General features: G+C 65.1%; 22 protein-coding genes, 1 tRNA gene and 1 pseudogene. 10 read left to right on the top strand and 14 right to left on the bottom strand.

Annotated elements, in window-relative coordinates; all coding sequences use genetic code 11:
• The 6 genes from H0W65_RS01480 to glpX form a co-directional block, all read right to left on the bottom strand.
• A complete protein-coding gene (locus H0W65_RS01480; protein ID WP_294003068.1) occupies positions 1–369 on the bottom strand; it encodes a hypothetical protein in 369 nt (122 codons plus the stop codon).
• 500 nt (positions 370–869) lie between these two features.
• Positions 870–944, bottom strand: a tRNA-Glu gene (locus tag H0W65_RS01475).
• A 39-nt stretch (positions 945–983) separates the two neighbouring features.
• Complete coding sequence (gene recJ / locus H0W65_RS01470) at positions 984–2,741, bottom strand: single-stranded-DNA-specific exonuclease RecJ (RefSeq protein ID WP_294003066.1); 1,758 nt, start codon at positions 2,739–2,741, stop codon at positions 984–986.
• On the bottom strand, positions 2,738–4,225 hold the full coding sequence (locus H0W65_RS01465) for a PH domain-containing protein (protein ID WP_294003064.1): 1,488 nt from the start codon (positions 4,223–4,225) through the stop codon (positions 2,738–2,740). Before H0W65_RS01465 ends, recJ begins: the two co-directional genes overlap by 4 nt.
• Complete coding sequence (locus H0W65_RS01460) at positions 4,222–4,707, bottom strand: PH domain-containing protein (protein WP_294003062.1); 486 nt, start codon at positions 4,705–4,707, stop codon at positions 4,222–4,224. Before H0W65_RS01460 ends, H0W65_RS01465 begins: the two co-directional genes overlap by 4 nt.
• Positions 4,708–4,747: 40 nt before the next feature.
• Positions 4,748–5,725: a class II fructose-bisphosphatase gene (glpX, locus tag H0W65_RS01455; RefSeq protein WP_294003059.1), complete on the bottom strand. Its 978-nt coding sequence runs from the start codon at positions 5,723–5,725 to the stop codon at positions 4,748–4,750.
• A 185-nt stretch (positions 5,726–5,910) separates the two neighbouring features.
• Here glpX and H0W65_RS01450 point away from each other — a divergent pair, with 185 nt between their 5' ends.
• Positions 5,911–6,531 carry a TetR/AcrR family transcriptional regulator gene (locus H0W65_RS01450; protein ID WP_294003057.1) on the top strand — a complete coding sequence of 207 codons (621 nt, stop codon included), beginning with the start codon at positions 5,911–5,913 and terminating at the stop codon, positions 6,529–6,531.
• Here the strand turns inward: H0W65_RS01450 and H0W65_RS12165 are convergent.
• The 4 genes and pseudogenes from H0W65_RS12165 to H0W65_RS01435 all read right to left on the bottom strand — a co-directional run bounded on the left by H0W65_RS12165 (position 6,528) and on the right by H0W65_RS01435 (position 8,436).
• Positions 6,528–6,821, bottom strand: a complete 294-nt coding sequence (locus H0W65_RS12165) for a DUF2721 domain-containing protein (protein ID WP_367120107.1) — start codon at positions 6,819–6,821, stop codon at positions 6,528–6,530. The genes H0W65_RS01450 and H0W65_RS12165 overlap by 4 nt on opposite strands.
• A gap of 55 nt (positions 6,822–6,876) precedes the next feature.
• A pseudogene (locus H0W65_RS12160) lies at positions 6,877–7,014 on the bottom strand (DUF2721 domain-containing protein); the annotation flags it as partial.
• Positions 7,015–7,054: 40 nt separating this feature from the next.
• A complete protein-coding gene (locus tag H0W65_RS01440) occupies positions 7,055–7,636 on the bottom strand; it encodes a L,D-transpeptidase family protein (RefSeq protein WP_294003055.1) in 582 nt (193 codons plus the stop codon).
• A 179-nt stretch (positions 7,637–7,815) separates the two neighbouring features.
• Positions 7,816–8,436: a trimeric intracellular cation channel family protein gene (locus H0W65_RS01435; RefSeq protein WP_294003053.1), complete on the bottom strand. Its 621-nt coding sequence runs from the start codon at positions 8,434–8,436 to the stop codon at positions 7,816–7,818.
• A 101-nt stretch (positions 8,437–8,537) separates the two neighbouring features.
• On the opposite strand from H0W65_RS01435, the gene H0W65_RS01430 reads away from it, so the two are divergent.
• Complete coding sequence (locus tag H0W65_RS01430; protein WP_294003051.1) at positions 8,538–10,274, top strand: class I poly(R)-hydroxyalkanoic acid synthase; 1,737 nt, start codon at positions 8,538–8,540, stop codon at positions 10,272–10,274.
• A gap of 43 nt (positions 10,275–10,317) precedes the next feature.
• On the opposite strand, the gene H0W65_RS01425 is transcribed toward H0W65_RS01430, so the two are convergent.
• The 3 genes from H0W65_RS01425 to rarD are packed head-to-tail and all read right to left on the bottom strand — an operon-like array spanning position 10,318 to position 12,089.
• Positions 10,318–10,914, bottom strand: a complete 597-nt coding sequence (locus H0W65_RS01425) for a YdeI/OmpD-associated family protein (protein ID WP_294003049.1) — start codon at positions 10,912–10,914, stop codon at positions 10,318–10,320.
• A complete protein-coding gene (locus H0W65_RS01420; protein WP_294003047.1) occupies positions 10,911–11,132 on the bottom strand; it encodes a hypothetical protein in 222 nt (73 codons plus the stop codon). Before H0W65_RS01420 ends, H0W65_RS01425 begins: the two co-directional genes overlap by 4 nt.
• A 15-nt stretch (positions 11,133–11,147) precedes the next feature.
• A complete protein-coding gene (rarD, locus tag H0W65_RS01415) occupies positions 11,148–12,089 on the bottom strand; it encodes an EamA family transporter RarD (RefSeq protein WP_294003045.1) in 942 nt (313 codons plus the stop codon).
• A 179-nt stretch (positions 12,090–12,268) separates the two neighbouring features.
• On the opposite strand from rarD, the gene H0W65_RS01410 reads away from it, so the two are divergent.
• The 5 genes from H0W65_RS01410 to H0W65_RS01390 are packed head-to-tail and all read left to right on the top strand — an operon-like array spanning position 12,269 to position 15,369.
• Complete coding sequence (locus H0W65_RS01410; protein WP_294003043.1) at positions 12,269–12,877, top strand: DUF4893 domain-containing protein; 609 nt, start codon at positions 12,269–12,271, stop codon at positions 12,875–12,877.
• A 24-nt stretch (positions 12,878–12,901) separates the two neighbouring features.
• On the top strand, positions 12,902–13,276 hold the full coding sequence (locus tag H0W65_RS01405; protein WP_294003041.1) for a ribose-phosphate pyrophosphokinase: 375 nt from the start codon (positions 12,902–12,904) through the stop codon (positions 13,274–13,276).
• A gap of 8 nt (positions 13,277–13,284) precedes the next feature.
• Entirely contained in the window at positions 13,285–14,433 is a 1,149-nt protein-coding gene (locus H0W65_RS01400) for an RluA family pseudouridine synthase (protein ID WP_294003039.1), read from the top strand.
• A 22-nt stretch (positions 14,434–14,455) separates the two neighbouring features.
• The gene (locus H0W65_RS01395; RefSeq protein ID WP_294003037.1) at positions 14,456–14,671 is read left to right on the top strand and encodes a hypothetical protein; all 216 of its coding nucleotides are present in this window, start codon (positions 14,456–14,458) and stop codon (positions 14,669–14,671) included.
• Positions 14,668–15,369, top strand: coding sequence for an ATP12 family chaperone protein (locus H0W65_RS01390; protein ID WP_294003035.1), 702 nt, complete (start codon positions 14,668–14,670; stop codon positions 15,367–15,369). Before H0W65_RS01395 ends, H0W65_RS01390 begins: the two co-directional genes overlap by 4 nt.
• A gap of 1 nt (position 15,370) precedes the next feature.
• Here H0W65_RS01390 and gmk read toward each other — a convergent pair whose 3' ends face one another.
• The gene (gmk, locus tag H0W65_RS01385) at positions 15,371–16,024 is read right to left on the bottom strand and encodes a guanylate kinase (RefSeq protein WP_294003033.1); all 654 of its coding nucleotides are present in this window, start codon (positions 16,022–16,024) and stop codon (positions 15,371–15,373) included.
• 126 nt (positions 16,025–16,150) lie between these two features.
• Between gmk and H0W65_RS01380 the strand changes: the two genes are divergently transcribed.
• The 3 genes from H0W65_RS01380 (at position 16,151) to murA (ending at position 18,768) form a co-directional block, all read left to right on the top strand.
• Positions 16,151–16,921 (top strand): phasin family protein, encoded by a 771-nt coding sequence (locus H0W65_RS01380; protein ID WP_294003031.1) that lies wholly within the window; start codon positions 16,151–16,153, stop codon positions 16,919–16,921.
• A 162-nt stretch (positions 16,922–17,083) separates the two neighbouring features.
• Positions 17,084–17,419, top strand: coding sequence for an ATP-dependent Clp protease adapter ClpS (clpS, locus tag H0W65_RS01375; protein ID WP_294003156.1), 336 nt, complete (start codon positions 17,084–17,086; stop codon positions 17,417–17,419).
• Between the two features lie 65 nt (positions 17,420–17,484).
• Positions 17,485–18,768 carry a UDP-N-acetylglucosamine 1-carboxyvinyltransferase gene (murA, locus tag H0W65_RS01370; protein ID WP_294003029.1) on the top strand — a complete coding sequence of 428 codons (1,284 nt, stop codon included), beginning with the start codon at positions 17,485–17,487 and terminating at the stop codon, positions 18,766–18,768.
• The last annotated feature ends 20 nt before the right edge of the window (positions 18,769–18,788 follow it).

The raw sequence follows: 18,788 nt of genomic DNA, 5'->3' as shown, positions 1-18,788 counted from the left end.
TCAGATCAGGAAAGTGGGCGGATCCGGTTCGGGACCGTAGGATCGACCCGCGAGGCGGGCAACCGCGCTAGGCGTGGTTTTGGAAGGCTCAACGCTCTGGGCCTCCGCGTTTCGTACATCAGGCACCGTCAGCGCCAAGGGCGAACAGCCCATCGCTGCGATGCACTGCAGCGAAATCTGCTTGCACGGTCCCTTGTTCCGGCCAGGCGCCATCGGCATTTGCGCGCAGTCCATCCCGGCCGCCCACGAGTTTACCGCATAGGCATGACGCGACGCGGGAGCCGCCTGTGCCATCGCCATCGCTGATGATTGGCCGATCAAACCAATGAGCGTCATTATCAGCAAACCAAGATGGAATAAGCGGAACATCACCGTCATTAGCCTAGTTAAGGGTTCGAATGTCAATTCGATCCAATGACGCAAAAGTTACAGAATCGCCCGATCTCAGTCGTATCCGATCCTGTTTGGCGGGCTAACTTTTAAGTCAATGTGCCCGCGGCCGAATTCGCAGCTTCACCGTATCCAAGCGAAGTTCATTCTTCAACAGGGCAAAGCTCGACAGCGCCGGCGAACATCGGCGACATCAGTGTGCCTGGTGAAATCGATCAATTCACGATTGTACCCGTGATCCTCCGCCGGAGGTTCAGCACGAATGGCTGTCTTTAAAAGCCACTCTCGCAGGTGCAGACCGTCCGATTCCAGCCAAAAGCAGCCGGTGCCGAACCCGATAAGCCCTATCGGCATACTCTTGTCCCAGAGTGGGCCGTGACGTTTAGCGAAGACCGAAAATATGTGTGGGACAAAATGTGGGGCTCGCTTGCCCTTCGTTAGAAAAATTCAGGATGGTCAAGGTGTTTAGCGCTTGACTATGGTGACCCCTACGGGATTCGAACCCGTATTTCAGCCGTGAAAGGGCCGCGTCCTAACCCTTAGACGAAGGGGCCGTGGTAGCGGGGCGCGGTTAGGGGAAGGCCGCCCGCCGGTCAAGCAGGGGCGGCGTCGTCGAGGTGCATTTCGGCCGCATTGCCGCCGTTCCATTCGTCGCGCTTGATCGTGCCCGCGAGCCACCAGCGCTGGTCGCCGGACGACGACAGTAGCGCCTGGCCGAGCGGAGTATCGGCGGCGCGGAAGGCGATCAGCTTGAACGACTTGCCGTCGTCGCCGCAGGCAATCGCGCGGACATGTCCGTTGCCGACAATGCCGGGGCGCAGCAGGCGCGCCGGCCCAGCGGCGACGCGTGGTGGGGGCCAGCCAGCGCCATAAGGCCCTGCAGCGTCGAGTGCATCGCAAAGCGGCCCCGACACGCCGCCCGGCGAGAGCAGCGCATCGAGCAGCAGCGAGCGCCCGCCGCGCGCCGCCTCGATGTCGGCGGCCAACCGGTCGTGGAGAAACTCGGTTAACGCGCCCACTCCCCCCGGCGCCACGGTTAACCCGGCGGCCATCGCATGACCGCCTCCCGCGATCAGCAAACCGCTGTCCATCGCCGCCAGCACCGCCGCGCCCAGATCGACGCCCGATATCGACCGGCCCGAACCCTTGCCCGTGCCGTCCTCTTCTTCCGCGACAACAATCGCCGGCCGGCCGAAGCGCTCCTTCAAGCGGCTGGCGACGATGCCGATCACGCCGGGGTGCCAGCCGCGGCCCGAGACAAGGATCAGCGGGGCGTTGGCTTGCGCCTCGGCGGCTTCGCTGGCCTGTTCGCCGACCAGCATCTCGATCGCGCGGCGCTCCTCGTTCAGCCGGTCGAGCTCGGCGGCGATGGCGCGGGCCTCCTCGGGGTCGGCGGTGGTGAGCAGACGGACTCCCAAGTCCGACTTGCCGACCCGGCCGCCCGCGTTGATGCGCGGGCCGAGGGCGAAGCCGAGGTCGCGGCAATTTGGTGCTTTGACGAGCCGCGCCGCCTCGGCGAGCGCGACGAGACCGATGTTGCGGCCTTCGCTCATGACCTTGAGGCCCTGCGTCACAAAGGCGCGGTTGAGGGTCTTGAGCCGCGCAACATCGGCGACGGTGCCGAGCGCGACGATGTCGAGCAGGTCGATGATCTTGGGCTCGGCGCGGTCGCCGACGAATCGACCGCGCCGGCGAAGTTCGCGCAGCAAGGCGACGCCGAGCAGGAACGCCATGCCGACCGCGGCGAGATGGCCGTGCGCCGCGCCCTCGGCGCTCTCGTCGAGACGGTTGGGATTGATCATCGCCAGCGCAATCGGCAGGCGGGCGGCGCATTGGTGATGGTCGCAGACGATCACCTCGAGCCCGGCCGCGGCGGCCTCATCGAGCGCCTCGAACGCCTGCGCCCCACAATCGACCGTGATCGCCAGGGAAGCGCCGCGACGCTTCAATTCGACCAGCGCGGCGCCGCTCGGGCCATAGCCTTCCATCAGCCGGTCGGGGATATAGACCATTGGCTCATTGCCGAGGCGGCGTAACAGCAGCATCAGCAGTGCCGCCGAGGTCGCCCCGTCGACGTCATAGTCGCCGAATATGGCGATCGATTCTTCCGCTTCGACCGCGTCGGCGAGGCGGTCGGCGGCCTTGTCCATGTCGGCGAACACGGAAGGATCGGGCAGGAAATCGCGGATCGTTGGGCTGCGGTGTCGGGCGAGGTCGCTTTCCTCGATTCCGCGGGCGAGCAGCAGTTGGTCGGTGAGGTCGCGACCAAGCTCGTCGCCGCCCGCGCGGCGCCAGCGCCATGGCTGGCCGGCCAGGCTGCGCTCCACCCCGCAGGCGAAGAGGGCACTCACGGCAGGTTGACCAACTTGGCGCGGAGCGCTTCGGCTTCTGAGCGAATAAGCGCGGGGATGTGGTGTGCCGAAAAGCCGCTGCCCCCCGCGACGCCCAAGCGGAGCACGCAGATGCCGAACTTCCTGCTCCAGAAATCCTCGGTCAGGTCGATGCTCTGAATCTTGGGGGTCGGAACGATCGCGCGGCGCTGCCGCCACCAGCCGGTATCAATGAACAGCGAGCCGTCAGACAGGGCAAAGCGGGTGTGACGCCATTCGAACCAGCGCACCGCGATGGCTAAGGGGAGGACAGCGATCGACAACAAGGCGATCGGGCCGAAGGCGGCGGTGGCGCCCAGCATGACGACAAGGGCTGGCGCCATCAACACCGCGAAACTCGTCACATAAGCTTCGGACACCGGCCGCCAGCCGTCCATTTTGGGCGTCGCGCGCCACCCAAGCGAGGCAAGGATCGCCGATGTCTCGGCCGGATGCGCCAGCGGAGCGACGACATGGTCGCCCTTGGCCCCGTCCTGGGCGAGGCTTTGAAGCTTAAGCTGGCCCCAGTCGAACGCGCGGCGGATCGGGCCGGTGACGAGGATTGCGGCCTGGACGCGCTTTGCGGGGATCGAGACGTCGGTGAGGGTGAGGAGGCCGCGGCGGCGGCGCAACCCGGTGTCGCTGCGGTCGAGGCGGAAGCCATGCTCGCGCAGCGCGGTGCGGACGATACCGGTGCCGATGCCGACCGCGACGAGGAGGAGCGAGCCGCCGATTACAGCGACGAATTGATGAGCGAGGAGCAACCCCTGCAACGGCTCGATCCGGTCGAACGATGCGCGCCAAAAGGAGCGGCTGAACGGGTCGAAGCCGATCACATTGCCGACCGTCTGGCTGAGACCGAACAACCCGGCTAGCACCGCGAGCGAGAAGTTGAAAAACCCGGCGGTTAGCACCCGGCGGATGTTCATCGCGAACAGCGCAGCGGGTTCTTCCTCTGCTTCGGCAAGCGCCGGCGCCGGCCGGCCGTGGCGGGCGCGGATATGGTCGCGCAGCGCCTCGGCCCGCTCGAGCGAGATGGTATCGAGCACGCCGTCCTCGGTCTTCGCTCCCGCCGACGCCCCCGTTTCCAGGCGCACCCGAGCGAGGCCGAACAGGCGGTGGATGGGGCCCTGCTCGAGGTCGATGTCGGTAATCCGGTCGAACGGGATGGCGCGACTGGTGCGGTTCAGAAAGCCGCTGTCGATGCGCAACTCATGCGCGCCGACGCGATATTCAAGCTTGAGCCATTTGAGCAGCAGCCTGCCCAAGGACACAACGACCATTCCGACCGCCAGCGCCGCGATCAGCCACCAGCGCCCCTGCGTCGCAAGTACCGCGCCGCCCGCGACCAACCCCCAGGCGCCGCGCACCGACTTGCCGAGACCGGTCACGAGGTACAGCGGGTGCAGCCGTTCGGGCGGGCCGAGTGTGGGATCGTCGGTGGTGAGGGCGGCGGCCTCGGTCATTCGGAATCGGCGCGAATCTCGGACCGGATCGCCTCGCGGATGTCGGCGGCGCGGGTCGGCGACAGGCCGGGAAGGGTAACGATGCTGTTGTGGGTGCCGGCGGTGTGGACGACCAGCGTGGCGATGCCGAAAAGCTTGTCGACCGGCCCCTCGGTCACGTCGATATGCTGGACCCGGACGAACGGGACGATGGTATCGGTGTGGAACAGCCAGCCACGGGCGATCCGCAGCAGGCGACCGTCGATGGCGTAACCGAGGCGACGGTAAACTCGATTGGGACCGACGACGACCCCGCCGAGACCGAGCAACGCGACCAGCGCGGGGACGAGACCGCCGACCGCCGTGTCGGCCAGCACCAACCGGTCGAGTACCAGCGCGCCGACCAACACCGGCCCCCAGAAGATTGCGGCGCGAAGGCGCAGCGCATTTCGGTAGGCAGGTTCGACCGGCTGGAGGTTGGCAGTGAGGACTTCGGCGGTCATGTCGTTAACCTACAGGGCAGGCGCCCACCTACAAGAGCCGTCAGGCGAGACCCTTGCGATGTTCGGCGCTGACGCGGCGGACGGTGCCCGAACTGGCGCGCATGACGATGCTTTCGGTTTCGATGCAGCCGCCGCGTCGCCGCTTGACGCCTTTCAACAGCGACCCATCGGTGACCCCTGTGGCGGCAAAGATGCAGTCTCCGCGCGCCATGTCCTCGAGCGCATAAATCCGGTCGAGATCCTCGATCCCCCAGCGCCGCGCGCGGGCCCGCTCGTCGTCGTTGCGGAACAGCAGGCGGCCCTGGATCTGCCCGCCGACGCAGCGCAGCGCGGCCGCCGCCAGCACGCCTTCGGGGGCGCCCCCGCTGCCCATATATATGTCGACCGTGGTGTCGGGATCGGTGGTCGCGATGACCCCGGCGACATCGCCGTCGGGGATCAGCATGATGCCGCAGCCGAGCGCGCGCAGTTCCGCGATAAGGCTGGCATGGCGCGGACGGTCGAGAACGCAGGCAATGATCTCATGCGGCAGGACATTTTTCGCGGCGGCCAGGCTGCGGACATTGTCGGTCGGTGACTTTGAAAGATCGATCGTGCCTTGCGGATAGCCCGGCCCGATGGCGATCTTGTCCATATAGACGTCGGGGGCATTCAGCAGCCCGCCCTGTTCGGCGATGGCCAGCACCGCCAGCGCGTTCGGGCCGGCCTTGGCGGTGATGGTCGTGCCCTCGAGTGGGTCGAGCGCAATGTCGATGCCGGGGCCGCTGCCCTGCGCAGAACCGACCTTTTCGCCGATGAACAGCATCGGCGCCTCGTCGCGCTCGCCCTCGCCGATGACCACGGTGCCGTCCATCGGCAGTTCGTTGAGGGCGGCGCGCATCGCCTCGACCGCCGCGGCGTCGGCGGCCTTTTCGTCGCCGCGCCCGATCAGCGAGGAAGCGGCGATCGCCGCCGCCTCGGTTACGCGGACCATTTCGAGGACGAGCACGCGATCGAGGACCGAAGAGGCTGTGACCATGGTGAGAGGAGTTTCCCGAGACAGTTGAATTGTCGGGCGTGGCGATAGGCCGCGGGCCTGCCCTTGTCGAGCGATCCGGGATCAAATTCAGTGCCGGCGATCGAGACATCGCCATGAGACGCGCGCCCCTTCGAAAAACGAACGGACCGATTGTCCGGTTTTATCAATGCGCCTATGGCACGCGGATGATAAAATCCCGCAGCCGCCGTCGCACCAACGATCCCGTCGGGCTTCGCAACCGCGTGCTCGACGCGGCGGCGCAAGCGTTTCAATCGAGCGGCTACGGCGCGACCAGCGTTCACCACCTGATCCGTGCGACCGGAGTTAGCGGCGGCGCGCTTCACCACCATTTTCCAAGTAAGAAGAGTCTGGCACTGGCGGTGATCGACGAGCGTGTGGCGGCCGAAGTGGCGGCGACGTGGATTGAGCGGGTGACGGCCGCGCCGACCGCAGCACAGGGTATTGTCGCGGTGTTCGATTCGGTGGTGGCGGCGCTTGAGGAGCAGGGGTCGGTTGGCGGTTGCCCGCTCGGCAATCTCGCCGCCGAGTTGGCGCTAAGAGACGACGAGATTCGAACCTCCCTGGCCGATCGTTATGACGATTGGCGCCAGGCGATAACAGCGAAAGTGGAGCAGGATCGATCCGTCGGGCAGGCCGACTATGCGGGCGGCGACGCCGCCGGCTTTGCAAATGTGGTCATCGCGCTGTTCACCGGCGCCCTGACGATCGGCAAGGCCGATCAATCGACCGCCGCCTTGCGCGCCGCCACCCGTCAGCTGACCCGCTGGACGGCTGCCGACCTTTAGCCCTCTGCTTCCTCTGCTTCATGCATCAGGACGTCGGCGCGGACGCGGACCGCGCGGCTGCCGAGGCGGGTTTCGATCAGGAAGATCGCGAAGCCGACCCCGATCGCGACCATCGCGCCGATGAACAGCAGCGCAACCGCCGTGCCGATTTTCCAACCGGTGAGGAAGGCGGTGAACAGCAGTACGACCACCGCCGAAATAAGCACCGCCGAAAACACCGATAACGAGATCGCGCGACTGACCAGTGCCATGCGGCGGTCGAGCAGTCGCATCTCGGACCAACCGGTCATGCTCGCGCCCGCGACTGCCGAGCAATTCCGGCTCGAGTGTACGCGCGCGATCGACGATCCGTGAGAGGCGACCGACGCAGACGTTAAGGAACGAGCCGACCCCGGCGAGCAGGAACACCGGCGCGACCGCCTGGCCGATGATCTGGGCGAGGTGGGTCAACTCGGGCGACGGCGGGGGCAGAATGGGGCTCATGAGCGCTGATATGCCGCAACTCGGCTAGCTTGGCGAGGAATCAGCCCTCGATGATCACCTTGTCGCCGACCTTGGTCAGGCCGTAGAGCCGCTGGGCGAATTTCGGCGGCATGCGGATGCAGCCGTGGCTGGCCGGAAAGCCGGGTGTGACGCCGGCGTGGAAAGCGATGCCATGGTCGTCGATGCTCTGCATGAACGGCATCGCCGCATTGTCGTATTTCTTGGAACGGTACATCGGCCGCTTGAACTGGACCGACCAGAAGCCCAGCGGAGTCGGGTGACCCTTCTTGCCGCTCGACACATTGGTCACGCCGATCAACTGGTCGGCGCGATAGACGAAGGCAATCTGGTTGGCGATGTCGACCACCAGGCGCGTTTCACCCTCGGCAGGAATGACCGGCGCCCACAGAAATTCGGCTGGTCGTAGGGTCATGCGCCCGAACGCGCCAGCCATCGCCTCGAAGCCTTTGGCAGCATTGCCCTGGGTCCAGCGGTATTCGGTGGGCGGAGGCGTGAAGGTCGGCTGCGCGATTTGCGGCCGCGGCGGGGGCGGTGGCGCGGTGGAGCAGGCGGCCAATGCGAGCACGCTGCCGATGACGATTGCCGACCAGAGCTTCTTCATGTCCGTCCCCGCGCGTGCCGAAGGGCGCGCACTTGCTGGAGTGCAGCAGGACTGGTCGAATCACAAGCGTTTGACGTTAACTGGCGAGCCGAGACGAACGCAGCAAAGCCTCGGTATGTCGATAACGATTATTCAGGAGACGCCCCACTTCGCTCGGGTGATACCAAAACTTGGCGCGACTATCGATTGTAGGCAGGCAGACTCAAACCGCGCGCAATCGCCGCGCCTCTTAGCGAAAAACCTGCCAGACCGGCGACCAGCGCGGCGAGGGTCGGCGGAGCGCCGGCCAGGCTCAGCCCGACGAACAGGCCCGAAGCCAGCGCGGCTGCGGTGACGTAGAGTTCGGGTCGCATCAGGATCGACGGCTCGTTAGCCAGCACGTCGCGGATGATGCCGCCGACGCAGGCGGTCATCACGCCCATGGCAAAGGCTGGGACCGGGGCGACGCCGAAGGTCAGCGCTTTCGACGCGCCGTAAGTCGCGTAAGCAGCAAGGCCGATCGCGTCGAACCACAGCAGCGCGCGGTCAGCGATTGCCTTGCGGCTCAAGGTCCAAACGCCAAGCGCCGCGCCGATGCAGATCAGCAGCGTGGCGTTGGTGTGGACCCAGAACACCGGCGCGCCGATCAGCAAGTCGCGCATCGTACCTCCACCGATACCGGTGACGACGGCGAAGAAAATGAAGGTGACCAAGGTTTGCTTCTTCTCGGCGGCGAGCAGCGCGCCGGACACCGCGAACACCGCGATGCCAATATAATCGAGTAGGACGAGGGCGTCGGGGATGATCGCGGGCGGGGTCATGGTGATTCGTCATTGCGAGGAGCGAAGCGACGAAGCAATCCAGCGCGAACAAGAAACTGGATTACTTCGCTCCGCTCGCAATGACGAGTATAGGGCGGTCCATGACCGACGACACGACGACCACCGTTCCGGGGATAGAGGACTGGCAGCATTGGGCGCTGGTGATGGCGCGGGCTAATGAGATGATCATGGCCGCCTGGGCGGACAATCTCGGCAAGGCGAGCCATATGCCGGGCCTTGGACTCGCTCAGACGCCGGCCAGCGCGACAGACCCGATGCAATGGATGAGCGCCGGAGCCGAGGCCTGGTCGAAGGGGCTCGAGGCGTGGGGCCAGATGATCGGGCAGGCGACCCAAGCGGGCGAGGCGAGGGACCGCCGCTTCAACAGCCCCGAGTGGAAAGAGAATCCGGTCTTCGACATGGTGCGGCAGGGCTATCTGGCGATTTCGGACAAACTTCTCGGCACGGTCGAAGAGATCGAGGGGCTCGACGAGGCCGCGCGGAGCCGCCTGCGCTTCGCCACCAAGGGATTCGTCGATGCGATGAGCCCGGCCAATTTCATGGCGACCAACCCCGAAGTGATGAAGCGGACGGTCGAGACCAAAGGCGAGAATTTGCTCGCCGGCCTCAAGAACATGCTTGGCGACATTTCGCGCGGGCAGGTGACGCAAAGCCCCGAGGGCGCGTTCGAGCTGGGGCGCAATCTGGCGACGACACCTGGCAAGGTGATTCACGAAACGCGGCTGTTTCAATTGATCCACTATGCCCCGACCACCGAAACGGTGCTCGAGACGCCGCTCGTCATCTTCCCGCCGTGGATCAACCGCTTCTACATCCTCGATCTCACGCCCGAAAAAAGCTTCGTCAAATGGACCGTCGACCAGGGGGTCAGCCTGTTCATGGTCAGCTGGAAATCGGCCGACGAGACGATCCGCGATGTGACAATGGACGATTATGTCGCGGCGCAGGTCGAGGCGGTCGAGGTGATCCGCGACCTGCTCGGCGTGAAATCGGTCCACACCATCGGCTATTGCGTCGCGGGGACGACGCTAGCGGCCGCGCTGGCGTGGCTGGCGGCGAAAGGCGAAGCGGACAGAGTTGCGAGCGTGACCTTCTTCACCGCCCAAGTCGATTTCGAGGAAGCTGGCGACCTAAAATTGTTCCTCGGCGACGAGACGATGGCGATGCTAACCAAGCTGACCGCCGAAAAGGGCGTGCTCGACGGGCGGGTGATGGCGGCGACGTTTAATTTGCTACGCGGCCGCGACCTGATCTGGAATTATGTCGTCAATAACTATCTGATGGGCAACGACCCGCCGCCGTTTGATCTGCTGCACTGGAACGGCGACGTCACCAACCTGCCGGGCGAATGGCACCGCGATTATCTGCAGCGGCTGTATCGCGACAATCTGCTGGTTAAGCCGGGGGCGATCGAAATTGCCGGGGTGCCGATCGATCTGACCAAGATCGACACGCCGGCCTATATTCAGGCGGGCCGCGAAGACCATATCGCGCCGAGCGCCAGCGTGTGGAAGCTGATGAGAATATTGACCGGTCCCAAGCGCTTCGTGCTGGCGGGGTCGGGGCATATCGCCGGGGTGGTCAACCCGCCAGCCGCAGGCAAGTATCAATATTGGACCAATGAGAGCGCGGCCGCGACCCTCAACGAGTTTGTCGCGGGCGCGACTGAGCAAAAAGGCAGTTGGTGGCCGGACTGGGTCGAATGGCTCAGGGCCGAGGCGCCGAAGACGATCAAGGCCGATGGGGCGCGCGTGCCGGGGGCGGGCAAGCTCAAGGCGATTGAGGATGCGCCGGGAAGATATGTCAGGACGCGCTGAGGTTCAGCGATTTTGAGTATCAAAACTACTCATGCCCCCGGCATCAGCATTTTTCATACTTCCATAGCCGGCGTTTGCCTTCGGCCAGCCATTCCACCGCAGTCGCGATGCGTTTCGCTCGAGTCGCCTCCTGCTTCGCTTCCGCGATCCAGCCGAAATAATCGCGCTGCGCTGAGATCGGAAAGCTGTCGAGAGTCGCTTTAGCTTTCGGATCGGCGCTGAGCGCGGCGGCGAAATCGGGGTGAAGCTCGGCTGGCGGCTTCGGCGCGTGCTTGGGCTTGCGTGGTACGGCCGCGCCCGCGGCCAGGCGCGCAGCATCGGAGATCATCGCGTCGAGCTTGGCGTCGGACGGCAAGTCGGCGAGACTTTTAAGCTTGCCGAACTGCCCCATCGCCCCGACCGTGTCGTGGGACGAGGCGAGTTCCTGACCTCGCCAGAAATTCAAGGCTGCATGTGCCTTGAAAGCGGCGGCGATCAGCAGGATCGCGCCGCCCCTGGTATAGGCGGGCATGCTCCATTTGAGCGTTTCTTCGACATCGGGAACGACGGCATGAACGCGCTCGCGGACGTGCGTTAGAATATCCTGGGCGAAGGGCCGGGCCTTCGCGATGTAGGCGTCGATGCGCGGATCGCGGCTCAAATGATCCCGCCGCCGATCATCAGCCGGATGATGCCGACGACGATGACGAACAGGTTGAGGTTGCGCCCCGCCTTGCCCGCACCCATCGCGCCGATACCCGCGCCGACCACGGCCAGCGGAATGATCAGCCAATTGGCCCAGCCGAGCAGCGGGATGAAGGCGATCGCGGCGCAGACCAGCGCGACAAGGCCGATGATGATCGAGACGAGGTTGAGCATGGCGCGAGGATGCCCTTAACCGGCGCCCTCGGCAAGGGCCGCGCGGCGGCGGGTGGCGATCAGCGACGAAACATAGAGGATGAGCGCGATCCAGATCGCCCCGAAGGCGATGGCATGGGCGCGCGTGAACGTTTCGCCATAGACCGCGACAGCGAGCAAAAACTGCAGCGTGGGAGCGAGGAATTGAAGGATGCCGACAGTTGAATAGGGCAAACGCCGCGCGGCGGCGGTGAAGCACAGCAGTGGCACGGTCGAGACAATCCCGGCGGCCATCAGCAAGGCCGTTTCGGACCCGCCGCCGCTGCCGAGGAATGGCCGCCCCTCGGCGCCGCCGATCAGCAGCCAGCCGAGCGCCAGTGGAAACAGGATCATCGTCTCGATAGTCAGGCCGGCAAGCGATTCAACCGCGACGATCTTTCTGAGCAGGCCATAGGTGGCGAAGCTGAAGCATAGTGTCAGGCTGATCCACAGCGTGCCAAGTGCGCCGGCCGCCAGCACCGCGATTCCGGCCGCGGCAATGGCCACCGCCGCCCATTGCAGCCGGGTCAGCCTCTCTTTGAGGATGAACCGTCCCAGCAGGATGTTGGCGAGCGGATTGAGATAATAGCCTAGGCTGCCGGCGAGGATATGCCCCGAATTGATTGCATAGACATAGAGTAACCAGTTGGTGCCGATCAGAACGGCGGTCACTGCCAGTACCGCCAATGTACGGCGCTGACGAAATGCCGCCTTCACTTGATTCGAGGCACGGGCGACGGTCACCAGAAGGGCTAGCGCGACCATCGACCAGACGATTCGGTGGGCGACGATGTCGACCGAAGGAACCCCCTTCAACAGCTTGAAATAAATCGGCAGGACACCCCACAGCCCGTAGGCGGCAAGGCCGTAGAACAGTCCTGCCCGTGCATGGCGGGCGGCCTGGTCGGAAACTGGCGGAGAGAGGATCGGTGCGTTCACCCGCCGTTCGCGTAACGGCTGCCATCGCCCAGTCAATCGTCATGGCAAAGATATCGTTGGTTGAAAGCGGACGCGGCCTTTGTCACGGTGCGCGCAGCTGGCCTGCATTTTTAGGAGTCGAGACGTTGAGACCCTGTCGGCCCTTCATCCTGCTGAGCGCCTGCGGCCTTGCTGGATGCGTGTTTCCGGCCAAGCAGGCGCCGCGGCCGGTAGTCACCGCGGCGCAGCGCACCAGGGCCGATATCTGGCAGGCGGTCGCCAATCCCACCGACCTCAACCGTATCCGGCGGGTCGCGGCTGCCTGGTCTAGCGGGCTGACCGAAGCGCGCGCAGCGGCCTTTCGCGATGGGGTCAAGGCCGAAGGCAGGCTGCTCGACCCCAACGCGGCCCTTCCGCGCCCGGCGCCGACCCCGGGGAGCTACAGTTGCCGCGTGATCACGCTGGGGCGGCAGGGCGGCAAGGGGCCGGCGTTTCAGAAATTCCAGCCGTTCTTCTGCTATATCCAGGTCGAGGGCGACCAATTCACCATCGTCAAGCAGACTGGCAGCCAGCGGCCAGCCGGCCGATTGTGGGAAGACGATCTGCCCAGCCGCCTGATCTTCCTTGGCAGCCTGGCACTCGGCAACGAAGAGGAGGCGCGTGCCTATGGCGACGATCCCAAGCGCGATATGGCTGGCGTCTTCGAGCGGATCGCTCCGTTCAAGTGGCGGCTGGTGATCCCCTATCCGCACAACGGCGCCAGACTCGACGTATTCGAACTCACCCCGGTCGCCGACCAGCCGAAGTGAGCAGGCCAACGTGAGCGGAGCAACGTGAGCGGCATTTCGGACCCAGAGGAGGTCCGCGCGCATCTCGTCGCGGCGGCATCGGCCGGGCATGGGCTGACCTATTCGGAATTGCTCGAACGGCTCGGGTACGGATTTTCCCGGCCCAAGATGCGCGCCTTGTGCAAGACGCTAGGCGCGGTCGACGCCGAGGCCGCAGATCGTGGCGAGCCCGAGCTGGCGGTCTTGGTGGCGCGACAGTCGGATGGGCTGCCGGGGCAGGGCTGGTGGGTCGCTGGCGGCGGGTCGGCGCATGGCTATAAGGGGCCGTGGGAGGGGGCGAAGGCCGCGCGATTCATCAAGCAACTGCAGCGCCGCACATTGGATTATTGGGCAATGGCGGACGAGCAGGCTTCCGGCTAAGGGCGGCCATGGCCCTGGCTCCCACCGACAATGTCCGGACGTTTCGCGTCGACGACGACGACGACGGCATCCGCCTCGACCGATGGTTCAAGCGGCATTTGCCCGACGTCAGCTTCAACCTCGTGTCTCGCTGGGCGCGGACCGGGCAGGTGCGCATCGACGGTAGGCGCGCCGCGCCCGGTGACCGGCTGCAGACCGGGCAGACGCTGCGCGTGCCGCCGGCCGAGCCGACGCTCGCGGAAGGCCCCGGCGCGCGGCCTCAGCGGGTCGTCGAGCCGCTGAGCGATGATGAGGCCGCCTATGTCCAGGACATGGTCATGGCCAAGGGCCGCGACTGGTTCATGCTCAACAAGCCGCCGGGCCTCGCCACGCAGGGCGGGACCAAGACCGTGCAGCATATCGACCGGCTGCTCGACGGGCTTGCCGACGCTCAGGGCCACCGCCCCAAGCTGGTCCACCGCCTCGACAAGGACACCAGCGGCGTGCTTCTCGTGGCGCGATCGGCGCGGGCGGCGGGGCATTTCGCGAAAGCATTTTCGGGCCGCACCGCGCGCAAAGTCTATTGGGCGCTGATCGTCGGAGTGCCGTCGCTCGACGAAGGCGTGGTCGATGCGCCGCTCGCCAAGCAGCCCGGGACCGGCGGCGAAAAGATGCACGTCGATGAGGAGAATGGCCTGCCCGCGCGAACCCGCTATCGGTTGATCGATCGCGCCGGCAACCGTGCCGCCTGGGTCGAGCTCCAACCGATGACCGGGCGCACGCATCAGCTGCGCGCGCACATGGCGGCGATCGGCCATCCGATCGTCGGCGACGCCAAATATGGCGGGGCGGAAGCGTTCCTGACCGGCGGGATCAGCCGCAAGATGCACCTCCATGCTCGGCGGCTGAAGGTCGAGGGTCTCGACGGAAAGCCGATCGATTACACCGCCGACCTGCCGGCGCATTTCGCCGAGAGCCTGGCGACCCTCGGGTTTGAGCAGATCGCTGGCGAGATGATGCCGCTCGACACGCCCGATCCGGCCAAGTCGCCGGTGACAAAGGCCAAGCGCGTGGCGGCGGCGGCCAAGTCGGCGCGCAAGGCCCGCAAGGGCGAGCGGCGGGCACGTGGAAGTGCGCCATTGACCAAGCCGACATCGCGCAAACCCAAGCGCAAATGATCAGATGGACCGGGAGGATCGGGTGAGCGACGAAGAGAGGGCCAGGCAGGAGTTCAAGGCATTCACGGCGATTCGGCTGATGGGCCTCGCCCTGTTCCTAGGCGGAATTGCAATTGCCTTCAGCGACATTCTCAAACCGGGCGGCTGGCCGCTGCTCGGCGGCATATTGGCCATCACCGGCGCCCTGGAAGCCGTTTTCGCGACGCATGTCAGGCGGCGCGCGTCGAGGCGCAAGTGAAGCGATTCTGGAAAAATGCCGAGGTGGTCGAGGCCGGGAAAGGCTATGCCATCATGCTCGACGGGCGCCGGGTGAAAACGCCGGCGCGGGCCGACCTGGTCGTGCCGACCCGGGCGCTGGCCGAGGCGATCGCCTCGGAGTGGAACGCCAGCGGCGAAACGGTCGATCCGCGTGCGATGCCACTAACTGGGCTCTCTAATGCGGCGATCGACCAAGTCGCGCCTGATCCAGCAAGATTCGCGGCGGAACTCGCCAAATATGGCGAAAGCGACCTCCTCTGTTATCGCGCACAACGGCCGAAATCTCTGGTCACGATGCAGGAGGAGGAATGGGATCCGTTGCTCGATTGGGCGAAGCGGCGGTTCGGGGCTGAGCTCGCGACCTCACAAGAGATCATGCATGTTGCCCAGCCAGGGCCGTCGGTCGCTCGGCTGGGCGATGCAGTCGGCACGATGGCCGCTTTTAACCTGGCCGGACTGTCTCCGCTGGTCACGATCAGCGGATCCTTGATCGTCGCCCTGGCGGTGTATGAGAAGGCCTTAGCGCCGGAGGACGCGTGGTGGGCGGTCAGCCTAGACGAGCGGTGGCAGGCCGAGCAATGGGGCGCCGATGCCGAGGCCGTAACGGCGCTCGAAGCGCGGCGGCGCGACTTTCTTGCCGGAGCGCGCTTCCTGCGGCTGCTCGACTCGCCCCGATAGCCTAGGGGCGCTCGACCAACTCTCGGACGAAGGCGACAAGGCCCGGCTGGCGCGTGCGCTTCAAGCGTTCGGCGGCTACGATCGCCTCCACTTCGGCGAGGCAGCGATCCATATCCTCGTTGATCAGCACATAATCATATTCGGCCCAATGGCCGATCTCGCTGGCGGCGCGGCGCATGCGCTCGGCGATGACGTCATCGCGGTCGGTTCCGCGCGCATGGAGGCGGCGGTCGAGTTCCTTCATCGATGGCGGCAAGATGAAGATGCTGACCAGATCCTCGCCCATGCCCGCCTCGAGCTGCTGGGTTCCCTGCCAGTCGATGTCGAACAAGATGTCGCGGCCGTCCTTGAGCGCGGCCTTGATCGGCGCCTTGGGCGTGCCGTAGCGATGATCGAAGACATAGGCCCACTCGGCGAAATCGCCGTCGTCGATCATCGACTGAAAACCGGCATCGTCGACGAAATGATAGTCTACCTTATCGACCTCGCCCGGTCGCATCGGCCGCGTGGTCGCGGAAACCGACATGGTGATCTCCGGGTCGGCTTCCCTCAGCATATGGCTGATGGTCGTCTTGCCGGCGCCGGAGGGCGAGGACAGCACGATCAAAAGGCCACGGCGGCGGCGCGGATCGGGGGAGCTGCTCGGGTCGGCCATGGCCGCACTTGCCCCCGTTGGGCGCGACCCGTCAAGCAGCTCGGTCAGTTTATGCTGCAACGCACAAAAACGCTTGAAATGTCGGCCGCGATCTATTATTGTGCACTGCAACATAAGGAGTTTGACGTGGCAGACGATAAGAAGACCCAGAGCAGTGTGAACGCGGCCGTTGATGCCGTCGCAGCGCCGGCCAAGGCCGCTATTGAAGCGACTCAAGCGGCGGCTGCGAAGCCCGCCTCGACTAACCGCGCGGCGGTGACGAAGCCTCTTGCCAAGGTCAAGAAGGTGGTGCGGACCCGCCGCGCCCGCAAGGCTCCGGCGAAAATCGTCGCTGCCGTCAAGAACAACAACAAGCGCGCGGTCAAGACCGTTCGCGCCACGCGGAAGGCGGCGATTGCCGCAACCGTGGCCCCCATCGAAAGGATCAACACCATGGCTTATGATTTCAACTCGCTGTTCGCCGGCTTCCAGCTTCCCGGCAACGAGAAGTTCCAAAATCTGTTCGCCGGTGCCGGCGAGCGCAGCCAGCAGCTCGTCGCCAAGTCGCAGAAGACCGCCGAAGAGATGACCGATCTAGCCAAGGCGAACGTCGACGCGATCGTCGAAGCCGGCCGCATTGCCGCCAACGGCGCCAAGGCGATCGGTCAGGATGCCCTGGCCTCGAGCAAGCAGGGCCTTGAGCGGGCGTCGGATGCGGTCAAGACGCTGGCCGAAGCCAAGTCACCGACCGAGTTCTTTCAGATCCAGTCGGAACTGGCCCGCGCCTCGTTCGACCGCATCGTGGCGGAAAGCTCGAAGCTGACCGAGCGCGTCGTCAAGCTTGCCGGCGAAGCCGTGCAGCCGCTGCAGAATCGCGCCAGCATCAACGCCGAGCGCGTCAACAAATTGGTTGCCTAAACTTCTCCCCTCCTCGTGAGGGCAACCAGTGTGCGGCCGTCCCCAGCGTAGAGTCGGGGGCGGCCGCTTTTCATTTCGGGACGAATGACGGACCGCAGTGCCTTGCAGCGCGTTGGCGCGATGCCATATCGTGGGGCGCAGATGATTAGCGACGTGATTCTGATGGCGGGCGACGAGCCCGGACGCGGTGACGGGCTCGACGAGATCGAGACCGGCGTGGTCACGCGCACTCGCCCGCGGACAAAAAAGCCGAGCAATTACAAAGTACTGATGCTCAACGACGACTATACGCCGATGGAATTCGTCGTGCTCGTGCTGCAGCGCTATTTCTCGATGAGCATCGAGGATGCGACCCGAGTCATGCTCCAGGTCCACCAGCAGGGCCTCGCGATCTGCGGCGTGTTTACCTACGAAGTCGCGGAAACCAAGGTCAGCCAAGTGATCGATTTCGCCCGTGAAAATCAGCATCCGCTGCAATGCACGCTGGAAAAAGCGTGACCTGAAATATCCTCCGCGCTCTGGGCGAGGATTTACAGTACCCCGCCAGCCGCTAAAGCGCGTCGATGGATTCCATTCGCATTACTGGGGGCAAGCGCCTCGAGGGGCAGATCCCGATTTCGGGGGCGAAGAACAGCGCGCTGGCGCTGCTGCCGTGCGCACTGCTGACCGACGAGAAGCTGACGCTCGCCAACCTGCCGCGGCTGGCCGATGTCGACAATTTTTCGCACCTGCTCAACGGTCTCGGCGTCTCGACCAAGGTTGAAGGCGTCAAGAAAGGCGAGTTCGGCCGGCAGATGACGCTGGAGGCCAAGGACATTGCCTCGACTGTCGCGCCCTATGACATGGTGCGCAAGATGCGCGCGTCGATCCTGGTGTTGGGTCCGATGCTGGCGCGGGCCGGCGAAGCGACGGTGTCGCTGCCGGGCGGCTGCGCCATCGGCGACCGGCCGATCGATCTACATCTAAGGGCACTCGAATGTCTCGGCGCGGAAATCGAACTGGCGGCTGGCTATGTCAAAGCGTCGGCCCTCAAGGGGCGCCTGTCGGGCGGCGATTACAGTTTTCCGGTGGTGTCGGTCGGCGCGACCGAAAACGCGCTGATGGCCGCAGTGCTGGCGACTGGACGCAGCCAATTGTTCAACGCCGCGCGCGAGCCCGAGATCGTCGACCTGTGCAATCTGCTGGTGGCGATGGGCGGCAAGATCGAGGGTATCGGCTCGTCGCACCTGATTATCGATGGAGTCGAGGGGCTCCATGGTTGTACTTATTCGGTCATGCCCGACCGGATCGAGGCGGGCAGCTACGCTTGCGCGGCGGGGATCACCGGCGGCTCGATCGAACTGCTTGGCGCCAAACCGTCGGACATGCTGGCGATCACCAACGCGCTCGCGGCGGCGGGTTTGATGATCGAGATGACCGACAACGGCATGCGCGTGACCGCCGACAAGCCATTGAAGCCGCTGGCCATCTCGACCGCGCCCTATCCCGGCTTCCCGACCGACATGCAAGCGCAGTTCATGGCGATGCTGGCGCTGGCGAGCGGCGAAAGCTTCCTCGAGGAAACGATCTTCGAAAACCGCTACATGCACGTCCCGGAACTGCGCCGGATGGGCGCCGAGGTCGACGTGCGCGGTCGCTCGGCGATCGTCCACGGCGTCGAAGGGCTGACCGGGGCCCAGGTCATGGCGACCGATTTGCGCGCGTCGATGAGCCTGGTGCTCGCCGGACTGGCCGCCGAGGGCGAGACCGAAGTGCTGCGCGTCTATCACCTCGACCGAGGCTATGAGCGGCTCGAGGAGAAATTGCAGGGCGTCGGCGCGAGCATTGAGCGGGTTTCGGCAGGCTAAGACCGTCCGGGGGACGGTCT

The sequence above is a fragment of the Sphingomonas sp. genome, assembly GCF_013816785.1.
Taxonomy (GTDB): domain Bacteria; phylum Pseudomonadota; class Alphaproteobacteria; order Sphingomonadales; family Sphingomonadaceae; genus Sphingomicrobium.
The sequence above is the reverse complement of the archived record's forward strand: the minus strand, read 5'-3'. Positions and strand labels throughout refer to the sequence as shown.